The organism is Streptomyces sp. NPDC059142 (assembly GCF_042755665.1).
Classification (GTDB): Bacteria; Actinomycetota; Actinomycetes; order Streptomycetales; family Streptomycetaceae; genus Streptomyces.
In genome coordinates this window covers 19403-34648 of sequence record NZ_JBHZDA010000077.1, presented here as the reverse complement: position 1 = coordinate 34648, position 15246 = coordinate 19403, and the positions used below count along the sequence as shown (strand labels likewise).

Annotated in this window: 17 protein-coding genes; 9 read left to right on the top strand and 8 right to left on the bottom strand. The window is 72.8% G+C overall.

Going from position 1 to position 15246, the window contains the following annotated elements:
* The first annotated feature begins 193 nt into the window (after positions 1-193).
* Both ACFXPK_RS24395 and ACFXPK_RS24390 read left to right on the top strand, forming a co-directional pair.
* Positions 194-1168 (top strand): 1-phosphofructokinase family hexose kinase, encoded by a 975-nt coding sequence (locus tag ACFXPK_RS24395; RefSeq protein ID WP_385078555.1) that lies wholly within the window; start codon positions 194-196, stop codon positions 1166-1168.
* Between the two features lie 102 nt (positions 1169-1270).
* The gene (locus tag ACFXPK_RS24390; protein ID WP_385078552.1) at positions 1271-2164 is read left to right on the top strand and encodes a ketose-bisphosphate aldolase; all 894 of its coding nucleotides are present in this window, start codon (positions 1271-1273) and stop codon (positions 2162-2164) included.
* Positions 2165-2167: 3 nt separating this feature from the next.
* On the opposite strand, the gene ACFXPK_RS24385 is transcribed toward ACFXPK_RS24390, so the two are convergent.
* On the bottom strand, positions 2168-3169 hold the full coding sequence (locus ACFXPK_RS24385; RefSeq protein ID WP_385002315.1) for a CBM35 domain-containing protein: 1002 nt from the start codon (positions 3167-3169) through the stop codon (positions 2168-2170).
* Positions 3170-3422: 253 nt separating this feature from the next.
* Positions 3423-5213 carry a diguanylate cyclase CdgB gene (gene cdgB, locus ACFXPK_RS24380; protein ID WP_385078548.1) on the bottom strand — a complete coding sequence of 597 codons (1791 nt, stop codon included), beginning with the start codon at positions 5211-5213 and terminating at the stop codon, positions 3423-3425.
* 310 nt (positions 5214-5523) lie between these two features.
* On the opposite strand from cdgB, the gene ACFXPK_RS24375 reads away from it, so the two are divergent.
* Positions 5524-6093 (top strand): flavin reductase family protein, encoded by a 570-nt coding sequence (locus ACFXPK_RS24375; RefSeq protein ID WP_385002321.1) that lies wholly within the window; start codon positions 5524-5526, stop codon positions 6091-6093.
* 243 nt (positions 6094-6336) lie between these two features.
* On the opposite strand, the gene arfB is transcribed toward ACFXPK_RS24375, so the two are convergent.
* Complete coding sequence (arfB, locus tag ACFXPK_RS24370; RefSeq protein ID WP_385078545.1) at positions 6337-6765, bottom strand: alternative ribosome rescue aminoacyl-tRNA hydrolase ArfB; 429 nt, start codon at positions 6763-6765, stop codon at positions 6337-6339.
* Positions 6766-6963: 198 nt separating this feature from the next.
* Between arfB and ACFXPK_RS24365 the strand changes: the two genes are divergently transcribed.
* On the top strand, positions 6964-7539 hold the full coding sequence (locus tag ACFXPK_RS24365; protein WP_365815297.1) for a TerD family protein: 576 nt from the start codon (positions 6964-6966) through the stop codon (positions 7537-7539).
* 125 nt (positions 7540-7664) lie between these two features.
* On the opposite strand, the gene ACFXPK_RS24360 is transcribed toward ACFXPK_RS24365, so the two are convergent.
* Complete coding sequence (locus tag ACFXPK_RS24360) at positions 7665-8306, bottom strand: Uma2 family endonuclease (protein ID WP_385078542.1); 642 nt, start codon at positions 8304-8306, stop codon at positions 7665-7667.
* Positions 8307-8484: 178 nt separating this feature from the next.
* Here ACFXPK_RS24360 and ACFXPK_RS24355 point away from each other — a divergent pair, with 178 nt between their 5' ends.
* Positions 8485-8982, top strand: coding sequence for a hypothetical protein (locus ACFXPK_RS24355; RefSeq protein ID WP_385008167.1), 498 nt, complete (start codon positions 8485-8487; stop codon positions 8980-8982).
* A 405-nt stretch (positions 8983-9387) separates the two neighbouring features.
* On the opposite strand, the gene ACFXPK_RS24350 is transcribed toward ACFXPK_RS24355, so the two are convergent.
* On the bottom strand, positions 9388-10059 hold the full coding sequence (locus ACFXPK_RS24350; RefSeq protein ID WP_385078539.1) for a pentapeptide repeat-containing protein: 672 nt from the start codon (positions 10057-10059) through the stop codon (positions 9388-9390).
* A gap of 106 nt (positions 10060-10165) precedes the next feature.
* Here ACFXPK_RS24350 and ACFXPK_RS24345 point away from each other — a divergent pair, with 106 nt between their 5' ends.
* A complete protein-coding gene (locus tag ACFXPK_RS24345; RefSeq protein WP_385078536.1) occupies positions 10166-11356 on the top strand; it encodes an FAD-dependent oxidoreductase in 1191 nt (396 codons plus the stop codon).
* 23 nt (positions 11357-11379) lie between these two features.
* Here the strand turns inward: ACFXPK_RS24345 and ACFXPK_RS24340 are convergent, their stop codons facing one another.
* Positions 11380-11913 (bottom strand): ATP-binding protein, encoded by a 534-nt coding sequence (locus ACFXPK_RS24340; protein WP_384999910.1) that lies wholly within the window; start codon positions 11911-11913, stop codon positions 11380-11382.
* 220 nt (positions 11914-12133) lie between these two features.
* Between ACFXPK_RS24340 and ACFXPK_RS24335 the strand changes: the two genes are divergently transcribed.
* Both ACFXPK_RS24335 and ACFXPK_RS24330 read left to right on the top strand, forming a co-directional pair.
* Positions 12134-12982 (top strand): Scr1 family TA system antitoxin-like transcriptional regulator, encoded by an 849-nt coding sequence (locus ACFXPK_RS24335; protein WP_384999907.1) that lies wholly within the window; start codon positions 12134-12136, stop codon positions 12980-12982.
* A gap of 14 nt (positions 12983-12996) precedes the next feature.
* The gene (locus tag ACFXPK_RS24330; RefSeq protein ID WP_384999904.1) at positions 12997-13188 is read left to right on the top strand and encodes a hypothetical protein; all 192 of its coding nucleotides are present in this window, start codon (positions 12997-12999) and stop codon (positions 13186-13188) included.
* Positions 13189-13231: 43 nt separating this feature from the next.
* Here the strand turns inward: ACFXPK_RS24330 and ACFXPK_RS24325 are convergent, their stop codons facing one another.
* Positions 13232-13861: a TetR/AcrR family transcriptional regulator gene (locus ACFXPK_RS24325; protein ID WP_385078532.1), complete on the bottom strand. Its 630-nt coding sequence runs from the start codon at positions 13859-13861 to the stop codon at positions 13232-13234.
* Between the two features lie 70 nt (positions 13862-13931).
* On the opposite strand from ACFXPK_RS24325, the gene ACFXPK_RS24320 reads away from it, so the two are divergent.
* Positions 13932-14810 carry a ketopantoate reductase family protein gene (locus ACFXPK_RS24320; protein WP_385078529.1) on the top strand — a complete coding sequence of 293 codons (879 nt, stop codon included), beginning with the start codon at positions 13932-13934 and terminating at the stop codon, positions 14808-14810.
* Positions 14811-14849: 39 nt separating this feature from the next.
* Here the strand turns inward: ACFXPK_RS24320 and ACFXPK_RS24315 are convergent, their stop codons facing one another.
* Positions 14850-15050, bottom strand: coding sequence for a hypothetical protein (locus tag ACFXPK_RS24315; RefSeq protein WP_384999895.1), 201 nt, complete (start codon positions 15048-15050; stop codon positions 14850-14852).
* Positions 15051-15246: the final 196 nt, after the last annotated feature.

The window sequence follows — 15246 nt, the reverse complement described above, 5'->3', positions numbered from 1 at the left end:
TCGCGTGGTCGCTGCGGGGGCGTGGGGCTCCTCGACAACTTAATTATCCTAGCCTCCGCGGCCGCGCCCGCGCGGCCCCCCACCCGGCCCCCCCCCCCCCAACGGCGATCCCGAACGGCACGACGCCCCGGCGACCGGACGGCACGGCGCCCCGGCGACCCACCACGCGACCGCGTACCAGGCAGGGGGATGGATGATCCTGACGGTCACCCTCAACGCCGCGCTGGACATCACGTACCGCACACCCGCGCTCGTCCCGCACACCACCCACCGCGTCAGCGAGGTCGTCGAACGCCCCGGCGGCAAGGGCGTGAACGTCGCACGGGTGCTGTCCGCGCTGGGGCACCGGACCGTGGTGACCGGGTTCGCGGGCGGCCGGACCGGCGACGTACTACGGGAGCTGCTCGGCGGCAGCGGCCGGCCCGCCGCCCGGAGCGGCACCTCCCGCGCCGCCGGTCCGGTCGACGCGCTGCTGCCGATCGCAGGGGCCACCCGGCGCACCATCACCATCGTGGACGCCTCGACCGGCGACACCACCCAGCTCAACGAGCCGGGCCCGGTCGTCTCCGCCGCCGAGTGGACCGGCTTCCTCTCCCACTACGACCGGCTGCTGCGCACCGGCGCCGAGGCCGTGGCGCTCTGCGGCAGCCTGCCGCCCGGCATCCACGTCGGCGCGTACGCCGAGCTGATCCGCCGCGCACGCGCCGCCGGGGTCCCCGTACTCCTCGACACCAGCGGCGAACCGCTGCGCCGGGGCGTCGCCGCCCGCCCCGACCTCGTCAAGCCGAACGCCGACGAACTCGCCCGCCTCACCGGGTCCCGCGAACCGGAACGCGCCACCCAGGACGCCCGGCGGCGCGGCGCGCACGCGGTGGTCGCCTCGCTCGGCCCGGACGGGCTTCTCGCGGTCACCCCGGACGGCGTCTGGCGCGCGGCGCCGCCGGAGTCCGTACGGGGCAATCCGACGGGCGCGGGCGACTCGGCGGTGGCCGGGCTGCTCTCGGGGCTCGTCGAGCGCCTGCCGTGGCCCGCCAGGCTCTCCCGGGCGGTCGCGCTGTCGACGGCGACGGTGCTGGCCCCGGCGGCGGGCGAGTTCGACGCCCGGGGGTACGAGGAGCTGCTGCCGCGCGTCACGGTGACGGGGACCGGCCGGCGCGCACCCGAATGAGCCGGAATCGGAGCCGGAGCCGGGACCCGAACCGGAACCGGCGCCCCGTCAGGAACCGGCGTCCGGTGGGAAACCGGAGCCCGAACGAGAACAGAGGACCACATGCCACTCGTCACCACCGCTGAACTCGTCTCGGCCGCCGCCGCCCGGGGCCATGGCGTCGCCGCCTTCAACGTGATCACCCTGGAGCACGCGGAGGCGATCGCGGAGGGCGCCGAGCGCGCCGGGGCCCCGGCGATCCTTCAGATATCGGAGAACGCGGTGCGCTTCCACGGCGGCCGGCTCACCGCCGTGGCCGCCGCCACCGCCGCCGTGGCCCGCGCCGCCGCCGTACCGCTCGCGCTCCACCTCGACCACGTCGAATCCGCCGAACTGCTGCGCGCCGCACCCGCCGAGGGGTTCAGCTCGGTGATGTTCGACGCGTCGAAGCTGCCGTACGCGGAGAACCTGAAGGCGACCGCCGAGGCGGTGCGGTGGGGCCATGACCACGGTGTCTGGATCGAGGCGGAGCTGGGCGCGGTGGGCGGCAAGGAGGGCGACGGCGGCCCCGGGGGCGACGGCGGCCCCGCGCTGGACGCGCACGCGCCCGGGGTACGGACGGACCCGGCCGAGGCGGCGGTCTTCGTCGCCGAGACGGGTGTCGACGCGCTGGCCGTCGCCGTCGGCTCGTCCCACGCGATGACCCGGCGCACGGCCGTCCTCGACCACACGCTGGTCGCCGCGCTGCGCGAGGCCGTCCCCGTACCGCTGGTCCTGCACGGCTCCTCGGGCGTCCCGGACGAGGAGATCCGCCGGGCGGTCGCCGCGGGCATGGTCAAGGTCAACGTCGGCACGGCGCTCAACACGGCCTTCACGGAGGCGGTACGGGCCCATCTGGCCGCGCGTCCTGAGACGGTCGACCCCCGGAAATACCTCGTCCCGGCTCGCGAGGCGATGGCCGGGACGGTGGCGGGGTTCCTCCGGGTCGTCGGCGCCCCGGAGGCTCCGGGGACGTGACGGTCAACCCTTCGGGGGCGTGACCTCCAGCCAGTCGAGGATGGCGTCGCACTGGTTGCCGTCCTCGCAGGAGATCTTGAGGGTGTTCTTGCCCGCCTGGAGCTCGACCGGCGCCCAGGTGGTCTGCCAGTTCTTCGACAGGTCCGGGTCGTCGGAGTGGATGAAGTTCTTCAGGCCGAGAGGGGAGTTGTTCGCCTTGCCGTTGACGGTCAGTGTGGCGTTCGCGTCCTTGGCGGGGATGGCGTAGCGCACGGACAGCGCGTAGCTGCCGGCTTCCTTGATGTCGGCGGTCCAGGTCACGGAGGCGCCGACGGCGTTGAAGCCGGTCACGTACGAGCCGTTGGTGCCCTCGGCCCCGTCGATGTCCGTGGCGAGCGCCGCGGGCGATCCCAGCTTGAGGGTGGCCGCGTCCTGCTTGGGCAGTTCGATGCCGTCCGCGGACGTGTCGCCGCCGTTGTCCTCGTCCTTGCCGGAGGCGGACGGGCTCGGGTCCGTCGACTGTCCGACGGACGATCCCGGGTCCGACGGCTGCGCGTCGTTCCCGTCCTTGTCGTTGCCGCTGGAGAGCAGCGCCGCTGTGATGCCGATCACCACGACCGCGACCACGGCGATCGCGCCGATCAGCAGGCCCCGGGTGTTCGGGCCCCGGCCGCCGCCGCGCCCGCCACCGTGCCCGCCGCCGTGCTGGGCGGGGACCGTGGCGGTGGTGGAGCCGTACTGCTGCGGGGGCGCCTGCTGGCTGTGCGGAGCCTGCCCGTACGACTGCTGCTGGCCGTAGGCCGCCTGCTGCGGCGGCACCGCCTGCTGCCCGTACTGGCGTTCGCCGACCGTCCTGACCTGGTTGTACGACGTCCTGGGGACGCCCGGCTGCGTGGCCGGACCCGGGTAGCCGTAACCGCCCTGGCGCCGCTGACCGGCGCCCGCCGCTGCCTGTCCGTCTTCGTACAGGTAGCCGAACGGGTCGTCGTCCTCGGGCTTGTTCGCGCCGTTGTTCCCGGCCGTCATCGGTGGTCACTCCTTACCATCTCGCCAGCGTCGCCGACCGGCCGAGCCTACCTCGTGCGGGCAAGACTACGGACGGGTCTTGACGGGTGACTGCCAGTCTGTGGCCCTTGGGTGAACAACCGATCGCGGACATGTCCCAGCCCTGTCCCGAACGGCCGCGCCTCGCGGCCCCAGGGGTGCCGCCCTGCTCCCCGTGTACCCCGGGGAGCGCGTCCGCCACCTGTCCCGGTCCCTCTCCCCGGCCGTCGCCCCGCTACCCCGCCCGCCGCTGCACCTGCTTGCGGGAGCGCTTCTCGACGTACATCCGCTGGTCGGCGGATTGCAGGACCTCTTCGACGGACATGCCGCAGCTCGCCCAGCTGATGCCGAAGCTGGCGCCGACCCGGACGGCCCTGCCGTCGACCCTGATCGGCGGGATGATCGCGTTCCGCAGCCGTACGGCGAGGTCGGCGGCGTCCGCCGAGCCGAGGCCGTCGGCGAGCACGACGAACTCGTCGCCGCCGAGCCGGGCCACGGTGTCGCCGTCGCGTACGCCGGTGGTGAGCCGGCGCGCGACCTCGATCAGGACCTCGTCACCGGTGTTGTGGCCGAAGCGGTCGTTGATGGACTTGAACCCGTCGAGGTCGCAGAAGAGGACCGCGAGCCCCTTCGTGCCGTCGTCGGCGTCGCCCTCGGTGGGCGCGACCAGGTGGACGTGGTGGTCGAAGGGGCCGACGCCGGGCACCGGGCCCCCGTCGCTCACGCCGCCGCGCAGGCCCCCGTACTCCTCGTAGCCGTCGTGGCCGGGGTAGGCGTCGCCGGGGCCGCCCGGGTAGGGGCTGCCCGCGTAGGCGTCGTACGTGTCGTAGCCGGGCTCGTACAGGACCGTGCCCTCGTATCCCCCGTACGCCGCGTCCAGGGCCTCGACGGGGGTCTTCTCCCGCGTGGCGAACGGGCGCGAACAGAGCCGGGCGCTGAGGCGGGAGCGCAGCTCCGCGCTGTTGGGCAGCCCGGTGAGGGAGTCGTGCGAGGCGCGGTGGGCGAGCTGGAGTTCGCGGCTCTTGCGCTCCTCGATGTCCTCGACGTGGGTGAGGAGGAAGCGGGGGCCGTCCGCCGTGTCCGCCACGACGGAGTTGCGCAGCGAGACCCAGACGTACGTGCCGTCGCGCCGCGCGAGGCGCAGTTCGGCGCGGCCCCCCTCGGCGGAGGTGCGCAGCAGGGTGCCGATGTCCTCGGGGTGGACGAGGTCGGAGAAGGAGTGGCGGCGCATCGCGGCGGCGGGGCGGCCCAGGAGGCGGCAGAGCGCGTCGTTGGTGCGCAGCAGCCGGCCGTGCTGGTCGCCGCCCATCTCGGCGACGGCCATGCCGCTGGGCGCGTACTCGAATGCCTGGCGGAAGGATTCCTCACTGGCCCGGAGCGCCTGCTGTTCGCGTTCCAGCCGGACGAGGGCGCGCTGCATGTTTGCTCGGAGCCGGGCGTTACTGATCGCAATGGCCGCCTGGGAGGCGTACATCTGGAGCGCTTCCTGTCCCCAGGGGCCGGGACGCCTGCCGCCGCGCGGCCGGTCGACGGATATCACGCCGAGGAGCTCCCCGCCGCGCCCGGCGGCGTGCGCCGGCGGGTCCTTGCGCGCGGCCGAGTACATCGGGGCGTAGAGGCGGTCCGCGGGGTGCCACTCGTCCTCGAAGCGGGGCTCGGGGCCTTCGGTGTACCACTGCGGTACGTCGTCCTCCAGCAGCACCCAGCCCTCGGTGTGCGGTATGAACCGCAGGTCACCCCAGGTCTCGCCCATGGCGAGCCGGCGCTCCCAGGAGGTACGGGAGCCGACCCGGCCGGTGATCAGGGCCTCGGCGGCGGCGCTCCCCGCGAAGGCGGCGACGACGAGATCGCCGTCGGCCTGGACGACGTTCACACACGCGAGTTCATAGCCGAGCCCTGTGACGACGCCGTCGGCGACGGTCTGCAAGGTGTCCGCCAGACTGCGGGCGGTGTTGAGCTCTGCGACGGCTTCGTGCAACTGCCGCAGGGTCGCAAGGCGGACATACGGCTCCGACTCGGTCTCCATTGCTCGCTCTCCCCGAGACCTCGACAGCAACTCCAGGATTCTCATCGGCGCTTGTGTGGCACTGTCCTCGCAACTGAATCACAGCGAGCTGTTCGCCCGGTACACAGGGTCAACAATTACCTCGCTCTGTGTCTCAAGTCACATGGCCGCGCGGAGGAAGAACGCCTGGTGGAAGCGCTCCCGCGCCTTTGCGGAACGCAATTCCCGGCCGTGTCGGGCCGCTCGGAGCGGGGTCCGGGCGTGGTCCTAGGACCTGGCTGGTCCCTTGGCCCGATGCGGGCGCGGGACGGACGAGACTAGCGTCTCCCCCGTGTCCCAGACGAGTCCCGCCCCCCGTACCGAAGCCGTCCCGCATGCTGAGGGGGTGAGTGACGACGAGTTCCGCGCGGCCCTCGCCCGGCTGGCCGCGGGCGTGGTGCTGGTGACGGCGCATGAACCGGCCCTGAGCGCGGACGGACCGCGCGGCGAGGACGCGGGCATGACGGCGACGGCCTTCCTGTCCGTCTCCCTCGACCCGCCACTGGTCCTGGTCAGCGTCCGGGACGGCTCCCGGATGGACGACCTGCTCGCCGAACAGCCGCTGTGGGCGGCGTCCTTGCTCTCGGAGAACCAGCGGCACATCGCGGGCCGGTTCGCGATGAAGGGGCGGATCAGCGACCGGCTGCTCTTCCAGGACCTGCCGTACCGTCGGGGCGCGGTGAGCGGCGCGCCGCTGGTGGAGGGGGCGCTGGCGACGCTGGAGTGCCGTACGGAGCAGCGGGTGGAGGCGGGCGACCACACGCTGGTGATCGGGCGGGTGCTGACGGCGGACCTGCCGGGCGGGGAGGCGGGGCCGCTGACGTACTTCAAGGGCCGCTACCGCCAGTTGGGCCAGGGCTGAGGCCGGTCAGGTCAGGCCGGTGTCCTGGCCGGCCGGGGCGCCTGGCCGGCCGGGGCGCCTGGCCGACCGGGGCGCCTGGCTGACCGGGGCGCCTGGCCGACCGGGGCGCCTGGCTGACCGGGGCGCCCGGCTGACCGGGGCGCCCGGCCGGCCTGACCTGACAGGCCCGGCCCGGCCCGGCCCCGGTCAGGATCCGCGCGGGGTTCCCGAGGTCTCCGTCACCCTGAGACCTTCCTGCGGCGGCTACCAGTCGCGGCCGGTGCGCCCGCGCTTCGTCTGGCCGCGCTGCTTCTTCTCGCGCAGCCTGCGCTCGTTGATCCCGCGCGGGATCTTCGTCTTGCGGCGGGGGCGCGGCGGCGGGGCGGTCGCCTCGGCCAGCAGGGCGGCGAGCCGTATCGAGGCCGTCTCGCGGTTGCGCCACTGGGAGCGGTGCTCCGACGCGCGTACGGTGATCACGCCGCCCACCAGCCGGCTCGCGAGCCGGTCCAGCGCGCGCTCCTTCCAGACGGGCGGCAGGGCCTCCGTCCCGGCCAGGTCGAAGCGCAGCTCCACCTGGGAGTCGCTGGTGTTGACGTGCTGGCCGCCGGGCCCCGAGGAGCGGGAGAAACGCCACATCAGTTCGGCCTCCGGCAGGGAGACCGAACCGCGGATGACATGAGGAGGCCCGGACATGCCCCTATCGTCCCGTGTCCGCGCCCCTCACGTCACCTCTTTAAAACAGCGGGCCCGTGGGGAGGCCGGCACCGCCCTCCCCACGGGTAAAGAAAGTAAAGGGGGGCGGAACCTCCGGGACCTCCGCCCGCGTTATGTCGGATGACGGTAGCTTCGGGGCCACTCGAAGCCCGCACACGACGACGAAAGGGACATCCCATGGCTGTAAGCCTGTCCAAGGGCGGCAACGTCTCACTCACCAAGGAGGCGCCCGGCCTCACCGCCGTCACGGTCGGCCTCGGCTGGGACGTCCGCACGACCACCGGTACGGACTTCGACCTCGACGCCTCGGCGATCGCGGTGAACGACGGCGGGAAGGTCTTCTCGGACGGTCACTTCGTCTTCTTCAACAACAAGGCGACGCCGGACCAGACGATCGTCCACACCGGTGACAACCGGACGGGCGAGGGCGACGGCGACGACGAGGCCATCAACGTCAACCTGGCGGGCCTGCCGGCGGACATCACCAAGATCGTCTTCCCGGTCTCGATCTACGACGCCGAGACCCGCAGCCAGAACTTCGGCCAGGTGCGCAACGCGTACATCCGCATCGTGAACCAGGCGGGCGGCGCGGAGATCGCGCGCTACGACCTGAGCGAGGACGCGGCCACCGAGACGGCCATGGTCTTCGGCGAGCTGTACCGCAACGGCGCGGAGTGGAAGTTCCGCGCGGTCGGCCAGGGCTACGCCTCGGGCCTCGTGGGCATCGCGACGGACTTCGGCGTCAACCTCTGATCACCGGTCACCCCTGACCGCTGATCGTCGGCGTCCGACGACACGACCACGCAGGGCCCCGGGTCCGGCCGGGGCCCTGCGTGGTCCGGCGCGCGTACGGCGGGGCCACGCGCGGCCCGGAACGCTCAGAACTCACCGGTGTCGAGAGCGAACCCCAGAGGCTCGGGCAGCGGAACGGTCTCGGAGAGCTTGTACGCGATCTTCCGCCGGTACTCCTCCCCGACGGGGACGGTGCACAGGACGGCCTGATCCGCTTCCCTGTCGATCAGGAGATAGACAGGAATACCGGCACGGGCATAACCCCGGATCTTCCGCACCCGGTCGTTCTCCCCGGTCGAACGCGAGGTCACCTCGGCGACCATGAGCGCAGGGGCCGGATCGTGATACTCCATTTGATCCAGGAAGCTGCCCTTCGGCGCGACCACGAGATCGGGAATGATCCTCCCGCTGACCGAGGCACCTGGCACGAACAGCCCGATGCCGGTGTAACGCCCCAGGTCTCTCCGATGATCACGAACCTGCCCGCCGAGCTCCGAAATGATTTCTTCGTGCTCGCCGTTGGCCGGAGGCGTCACGTGGATCTCCCCTTCGATCAATTCCACGCGCCACCCCTCCGGGGCAGCCGCGCTGAACACGTCGAAGGCCGCTTCTACCGCCATGGCCGGGACCCTTCCCTTGAGCCTGCCGAGCAGACGCTTGTAGTCACGTGTGTCGTCCTCGGTCTCGTACAACTCGAACGACTCGTTTTCCGGAACAGGCAGTGCCACGGCGGACCTCCTTCGCACGGAGAGCGACGTTGTCAGCCTAGGACGCGATCCGCGCGGAAAAGCCGAAGCGCTTCACTCGAACGGGCAAGCGGTGACGTTTCACCAGGCCAGAGCTGTAAGGAACGTACGGGGGCCTCTCGTGGGTCGGAGGTCCGTTCGGGCGTGACACCATCGGGTCGTGCTCGACATCGGCTACTCCCTCTCCCGGCGCTTTCCCGATCCCCCGCAGACCGACTACCGCCGCGCGGAGGTCAAGGAGCTGCGGCACGATCTGTTCTGCGGGGACGTCTATCTCGCCGACACCTCCGCCGACCGTGAGGTGGCCACCGCGTGGGGGTGGGTGCCCGTGCTCGACTTCGCGTGGGCCCTGTGCGACATCGTCGAGCGGATCGACCAGGACCCCCGGGGCAGCCGGGCCGCCACGCCGCAGTACGCCGAGCTGGACTTCACGGAGTCGGCGGACCGGATGTTCTTCCAGCGGCGCTTCGGATGGGTCGACATCGAGGCCGACTGGATGCACGGCGACGAGCCGCCGCTCACCTTCAGCCACCGGCTGCTGCGCCGGGAGGCGCGGGACTTCCTGCACGATCTGATCGCGGACCTCACCGATCTGCACGACGGGCTCGCCGACAACCCGGCCGTCTGGGACCTCCAGAGCCGCTTCCCCCGCTGCTGAGGCGGGCGGCGCACACGCCCCCGGAGAAGACGGGATCCCCGGGAACCCGGGGCGTCCCACAGCCACCACAGGGTCGTCGCACAGTCGTCACACAGCCCACCCATGGTTCCGGGGTGTCCGCAGGCGTACATCGCGCGTCGCCGGGCAGATGCAGTCTGCCGGGGCACTGCCGGGGCAGCGGGCGACCGCTTCCCTCCCCCCACCGAAATGGCGTGCCCGCGGAGTACCGCGTGGGCCCCGACCTATCCCCCCGGGTCGGGGCCCACGGCGTGGGCCGCGCCCCCCCCCCACACCCCCGCCCGGGGGTGGGCCGTTACCGGGCCCCACAGCGGTCCGGGGGCGGGGGGGGGCCCCCGGGGCGCCCGGCCGCCACCCCCACCGCCGGCCGCCGGGCCGCCGGAGCGGTCAGTCCTCCACCCGCACACCGATCTGGGCCGCGAACGCCGGTGCGAGATGGAGCAGTTGCGCCGAGCTGATCACCGCGCCCGCCAGCCGGTCGAGACCGCGCGCGATGTCCAGCTCGGCGACCGTCCGCAGATCGACGTCCTTCATCCGGACCCCGCTCAGATCGACCCGCCGGAGCACGCAGTCCCGGAACTCCACCCGCTCCAGCTCCGCTCCTCCGAAGTCCGGCTCCGCCAGCACGCACCCCTCGAAGACCACGTCCTTCAGCCGCGCCTTGCGCAGATTCAGATAGTCGATCTTCCCTCCCCTGATCAGCACCCGCTCCAGCACCGCCCCGTGGAGCTGGAGGCCGCCCAGCCGCGCGTCCACCACCTCCACATCGCGCAGGGACGCCCCCGCGAGGTCCGTCCCCACCCCCCGGACACCGGTCAGCACGCAGTCCACGAACCGCGCCCGCCCCAGCGCCGTCCCGTCCAGCCCGCACTCCCGCAACGCGCAGTCGATGAACCGCGACCCCGGCCCGCTCTGCCCGCCCAGGTCCAGATCCCGGAACTCCAGGCCGTCGTAGTCCCCGTCCGGCTCCAGATCGCCGCCGTACGGGCTCAGCGGCGGGAGCCGCACCTCCGCCCGCCGCGCCGCAGCCGCCCCGCTCTTCGCCGTCTTCCTCGCCATACCCCCATGGTGGCCCACAGCACTGACAACGCCCCGATGTCACATCCGACAGGCCGTCCACCGTCACCTCGGTGACCGCGCGAACGAACGAGGGAGAGAGGTCATCATGGGTCACAGCCCCAGCCCCGGCCGGAGCACCGGGATCACCGTCGTCGGTGGCGGACTCGCCGGGCTCACCGCCGCCATCACCGCCGCCGAGGCGGGCGCCCGCGTCACCCTCCACGAGGCCCACCACACCCTCGGAGGGCGGGCCAGGACCACCGAAGGCCCGTACGCGTTCAACGACGGCCCGCACGCCCTCTACCGGCGCGGACCCCACTGGCACTGGCTGCGGCAGCGCGGACTGCTCGGCCCCCTGGCGAATCCGCCGCTGCGCGAGGCCGCGCGCTTCCGCTTCCACCACGGCGGGGAGCTGCGCCGTACCCCGCCCGCCGGACTCTTCGCCCTGGCCCGGCGCAGCGCGGAACAGGCCCCGACCGACGTGGACTTCCTCACCTGGGCCACGGACCGGGCCGGGCGCGCGACCGCCCGCGTCGCCGCGCACTACGTCGCCGTGGCCCTCTTCCACCACGACCCGGGGGCCCTCTCCGCCGCCTTCGTCCAGGAGCGGCTGCGGCGCGCCGCCGCGCTGCCGCCCGAGGCCAGGTACCCGGCCGGCGGCTGGGGCAGGCTCAGCGAACGCATGGCCGGGCACGCCTGGAACCTGGGCGTCCGTATCGAGACCTCCTCCCGGGTCGAGACCCTCCCCGACGGGCCCGTCGTCGTGGCGACGTCCCTGGACGCGGCCCGGCGCCTCCTGAAGGACGACGGGCTGCGCTGGCCCGGCGGCCGTACGCTCCTGGTCGACCTGGTCCTCCGTACGCACCGGGGCGACCCGTTCGTCGTGTCGGACCTGGACGCCCCGGGCTGGCTCGAACGGTTCACCGCGCAGGACCCGTCCCTCGCCCCGGCGGGCGAACAGCTCGTCCAGGGACAGTTCCCGATCGGCCCCGACACACCCCGCGCCGAAGCGCTCGCCCGCGCCGAGCACCTCCTCGACCTGGGGTTCCCCGGCTGGCGCGACCGCACCGTCCTGCGCCGCGAGGCACTGGCGAACGGCCGTACGGGCGCGGTCGACCCGCCCGGCACCACCTGGCGGGACCGGCCCCGCATCGACCGGGGCGGCTCCGGCATCTTCCTCGCCGGCGACCAGGTGGCGGCGCCCGGGGTGCTCTCCGAGACGGCGTTCACCAGCGGGATCACGGCGGCGTCGCTGGCGCTGAAGGCACTGGCGGGGGTCGCCACGGGCGGCGCGTGACCTCCGGCCGACCTGACACGCGCTCAGGCCGCCCAGCGGCGCGGGACGTGCACGAGGGTGGCCCAGGTACGGGTACCGGTGCCCGCGCCGACCCCGAGGTGGTGCGAGGAGCCGAAGCCCCAGGTCCCCCGGTGGGCCGCCACCAGGTCGGGAATGCCGCCGAGCGCGTCCAGCCGCCGTTCGTCGCACGCGGCGGCGAGGTGGGGATGGGTGTGCGCGGCGTGGGTGTCGTGGACGGTGATCCGCAGAGCGCCCTCCAGATCGTGGTGGAGGGCGAGCTGGACCTGCTCCCCCGACGCGGTGAAGCGACAGGCGTAGAAGACCAGTTCGCGTACGAGACGCAGCGCGGGGTCGATCAGGGTGTCCTCCACGCAGTGCACGTCGAGGATGACCTCGGCGGCCTCCCGCGCGATGGAGGGCGTGGCGGAGGCGGAGGGCAGGGCGAGCCCGTACGCGAGGTTCCCGGGCGCGGGCTCGTCGGGGTCCTGCGGGGGCGGGGGGCACTGGGTGAAGCGCGGGACGGCGTACGAGGCGGGGGTGGTTCCGTTATCGGGCAAGACAACTCCGCTCGGCGGTGGGGTGGTTGTGCGTACCGGTGGACACGTACGGCACGCTTGCGCAACGCCCCCACGGTCGCTTTGCGTGAGCGTCGCACCACTGAAGGTAGTATCGCCGAGGGGGTAATTACCACTCTCACGGGATAATTACCCCTTCGGATGGACGGGGTGGACGCCCGGCGGGCAAACTGACCCCGACTTCGGCCAAGGGAAGCAACACATGCCACCACGGAGTTCCCCCAGCGAACGCCAGAAGCGGCTCGGCGCCGAACTGCGCAAGATGCGGTTCGACGCGGGAGAGTCCACGGAGTTCGCCGCCCGGCTGCTCGGCCTGGACCGCATGAAGATCTCGAACATCGAGTCCGGCGTTCGCGCCGTCACACCCGAACGCGTACGGACGCTCGCCTGCAACTACGACTGCCGGGACACCCCTTACGTCGACGCACTGGCCGCCATCGCGGGCGACCGCGCCAAGGGCTGGTGGGACTCGTACTGGGGCCAACTCCCGCCAGGGCTGATCGACATCACCGAGCTGGAGTGGCATGCCCTCGCCGTCCGCACGGGCGCCTTCCTCCACGTACCCGGCCTGCTCCAGACGGACGGCTACGTTCGCGCGGTGGGCAACGCCGCGCTACCGCCCCTGTCGGCGCACGAGATCGAACTACGCGTCGCCCTGCGGATGCAGCGCCAACAGGTGCTCCATCGCGAGAACCCGATCGACTACATCGCGTACGTCCATGAGGCGGCCCTGCGGATCGAATTCGGCGGGCTGAAGGTCATGCGCGCCCAACTGGTCCACTTGTGCGAGATGAGCGAGCAGGACAACGTGGAGCTACGGGTCATTCCCTTCTCCTCCGGGGCATTCCCCGGCGCAGGCCAGGGAGTGCTCTACGCGAAGGGCGTCGTCCCTCAACTGGACACGGTCCAGCTCGACTCGGCCCATGGCCCCACGTTCGCGCACGTAGCCGCGCAACTCGACAAGTACCGTTCCCAGTTGGACTGGATGGAGCGCGTCTCCCTGAGCTCCAGTGAGTCCCGGGACTTCATAGGCGCCCTGGCCGGCGCCTGACAGGAGAAGACACCATGCTCGACATCGCCTGGGAAGAACCCTTCTGCGCGGAGAGTTCGAACTGCTTCCGCATCGGCACCGACGCCGACGGCAACGCCTACATAGCGGTCGCGGGCCACGAGGACACCTACCTCACCGACACCCGCGAAGCCCTCACCACACTCATCCGCGACATCAAGGCCGGCAAGGCCGACCACCTGCTCTGAACCGTATCCCCGGAGTCCCGTCCGGCGGAGCGGCGACGGGGCGTCAGGGGCTGGTCGGCGGTGCGCTCATCGCCGCCGTCAGGAAGGTGATCGCCCATCGCCGGGCCGCCTCGCCCGCCAGCGGGGACGCGCAGCCGGGGGTGGGCCGCTGGTGGGCCTCCAGGCGGTCGACGGCCGTCACGGCGAGGATCCCCCGCAGCCGGAAGTGCAGCTCCTCCGGGGAGAGGCCGGGCAGGACGCGGGCGAAGGCCCCGAGGTAGCGCTCGTGGAGCGAGGCCTCGGCCGGGCCGGTCCAGCCGCGTACCTCCTCGGCCGGGTCGCTGAGGATCGTCACGATCAGCCGGGACGTCCGGGCGCCGCCCTGGTCGCCCGCCGGCATCCCGTCGAACAGCGGCCCCGCGAACGCCTCCACCAGCGCGCCGACCGGCGGGTCGGGGGTCCGGGCGAGCAGTTCGTCGAGCCCGGCGCACTGGGCTGCGTTGATGGGCTCGACCACGCGGCGGGCGACCGCGGCCATCAGCTCCGCCTTCGAGCCGAAGTGGTAGCCGACGGCGGCCAGGTTCGCTCCGGCGAGTTCGGTGATCGCGCGGACCGAGGTGCCGCGGTATCCGTGCTCGGCGAAGAGGCGCTCGGCCGCGTCGAGGATCTGGGTGCGGGTGTCTGGGGTCGCCACACGAGGGACTTTACATATGTTTGAATGAAACGAACGTATGAATCAATCGACCGTATGAATGAGGACTGGCATGAAGCTGCTCGTGTACGGCGCCGGGGTCTGCGGCAGCCTGTTCGCCGCCCGTATGCACGAGGCAGGCCACGACGTCTCGCTCCTCGCCCGGGGTGAGCGCCTGGCCGCCCTGCGCCGGCACGGAGTGCGACACGCCGAGGAGGGCGGCCCGGCGGTCGAGCAGGTGCCGGTACCGGTGGTCGACCGCCCGGACGGCGCGTACGACCTGATCACCGTCTTCGTCCGCACCCACCAGGTGGACGCGGTGCTGGACTCGCTCACCGGTGTCCGGGGCGACGTGCTCTTCCTGCTCAACTGGGCGGCCGGCCCGGAGCCGCTGGGCGCGGCGATCGGCCACGAGCGGGTGCTGCTCGGCTTCCCGACGACCGGCGGCACGATGGACGGCGACGTGATCCGCCACCGCGGGAGCGATGCCGTCACCCGCCGGGTCGCGATGCCGATCGGCGAGCCCGACGGCCGTACGACCCCGCGGGTGGCCCGGATCGTGGAGACGTTCCGTGCCGCCGGGATCAACGCCAAGGCCGGGCCCCGGATGGATGCCTGGCTCAGGACGCACGCCGCGTTCGAGGTCCCGCTCGGGCAGGCGGTGTACGCGGCGGGCGGCCCGGTGGCGCTGGCCGACGACCCGGACGCGGTCCGCGGCATGCTCCACCTCATGCGGCGGAACCTCGCCGCATTGGGGACGGCGCCGGTGCCCCGCGCGTTCGCCGCGTTGCGGTTCCTGCCGCAAGGGCTCCTCGTGGCCGCGCTGCGGCGCTTCCTGAAGAGCCCGACGGCCGTGCACAGCGGACTCAACGACCTCTCCCCCGCCATGGCGGCCGAACTCGACCGGCTCACCGAACAGCTCCGCGCGCGCAGCGCCCGGTCGAGGAGGTAGACCAGGCCCGGCCCCGCGCCCCGCGCCCCGCGCCCCCGCTCACGCCGTGCCGCGCGCCGGGCGCCGCCGTGCGTCGTCCCGGAGGAGGCCGATCCGCGCCCCGAGCGCGACGGCGCCCATGCCGACGGCGGTCACCACCCCCTGTACGCCGTCGACGACGAAGGGCGCGACCACGGCGACGACGAGGTTGAACAGGAACAGGAACCAGAGGACGGGGCGGGACGAGAGCAGCGACTTCATGACGTTTCCTCACGTGGTGGGGGGGCGGTGCGTCCGCCGGTCCCCACCCTTCCGTCGCGCCCGCGCCCCGACGAGGTGGCCCACTCCCGGACCGGTGGGGGGGGGGGGGGCGGGCCACCCTGCGGCGACCCCCCCCCCCCCGGGGGCGCGGGCGCGGGGGCGGGGCGCGCGCAGTCCCCACCGGACTGTGGGAGAG